The organism is Mitsuaria sp. TWR114 (assembly GCF_007997345.1).
The window spans coordinates 1-1,209 of the sequence record NZ_VOSR01000104.1 but is presented as its reverse complement, the minus strand read 5'-3'; the positions used below and the strand labels follow the sequence as shown (position 1 = coordinate 1,209).

Genomic DNA, 1,209 nt, shown 5'->3' with positions numbered 1-1,209 from the left:
GCGCGCCGCGCGCAGCTTGGCCTCGAAGGCCTCGGCGCTTTCCAGGAACTCGGGCCCATAACACTGGGCCTGCAAGGCGAGCACGGCGGGAAGGTCCGCCGTGCCGATCACTTTCAACTGCAGCATCAAACGAAGTCGCCGGCCGATCGCGTGTTCCAGTGGTCGGAGATCCCCGAGAAGAAAGGCGACAGCAGCGGCGTGAAGAGACAAACGAAGGCCAGGATGTTGAGCGCGACGCTCAACCAGAACACCCGCCGGAAGCCCGGCTTGGCGCTCTTGTGGCGAAGCAGGTGCTGGGCCAGCAGCGCGCCGGGCCAGCCGCACAGCAGCGCGAGCCCATGCAGCGTGGACTCCTTGACGCGCCACTGGCCCAGCCGGGCGGCGCGCTTGTCCAGCGCGTAGACGATGAAGGTCGCGAAGCTCATCGCGACATAGGTGCCCCACAGCCCGCGCGGCAGCGGCCAAGCCAGGTGCGTGAGCAGCACCAGCGTGGCGAATCCCGGCACCAGCCAGAGCGAGGCACCGGTGTCGGCGGAAGGCTTGGAGGATGGGGCCGAGCCGCGCAGCGGCTGCGACCGGTCGCGCGGCCGGGCCGCGCCGCCCGGGCGTGGCGCCGGGCCGGCGGGGGCCGGCTTGGGCTCGAGGCTCTTGACCTCGAGCGCGCGGGGCTTGCCCTGCGCGTCGGCGCCGGGCTGGTAGCTCACGCGCTCGCCGACGAAAGGCCGGCGCGCGCGCAGCGAAAAGGCGCTGATGTGCACGAAGCGCTTCGGGCCGCCGTCGGACGGCGCGATGAAGCCGTAGCCCTTCGCGTCATCCCACTGGACGATCCGACCCTCGACGCGCATCCCTCAGCGTTCCCCTTCAGTCCGAGCCGCGAGGGCTCAGTAGCCCTTGCGCGGGCCCTTCTTGACGAAGCCGCCGCGGTCGTCGCCGCCTTGGCGCGGGCCCTTGAAGGCCGGCTTGGCCGGACGGCCTTCGAAGCCGTCGTTGCCCTTGAAGGCCGGGCGCTCGGCGCGCGGGCCGTAGCGGTCGTTGTTCTCGGCCGAACGATCGAAGCGCGGATCGAAGCCGCCACGGCGCTGCTCGAAGCCGCCGCCGTTGCCGCCCTGGCCGCCACGCGGGCCGCCGAAGTCACGCTGCGGACGGTCCTGGACCTGACCGTCGCGACGCTCGAAGCGGTTGCCGCCGCCGAAGCCCTGGCCGTCACGC

General features: G+C 72.0%; 1 protein-coding gene and 1 pseudogene. Both read right to left on the bottom strand.

What is annotated here, in order from left to right; all coding sequences use genetic code 11:
- Positions 1–125: 125 nt before the first annotated feature.
- A complete protein-coding gene (locus tag FUT87_RS05170; RefSeq protein ID WP_147240291.1) occupies positions 126–845 on the bottom strand; it encodes a cold shock and DUF1294 domain-containing protein in 720 nt (239 codons plus the stop codon).
- Positions 846–881: 36 nt separating this feature from the next.
- Positions 882–1,209 (bottom strand): annotated as a pseudogene (locus FUT87_RS28435) (hypothetical protein); the annotation flags it as partial.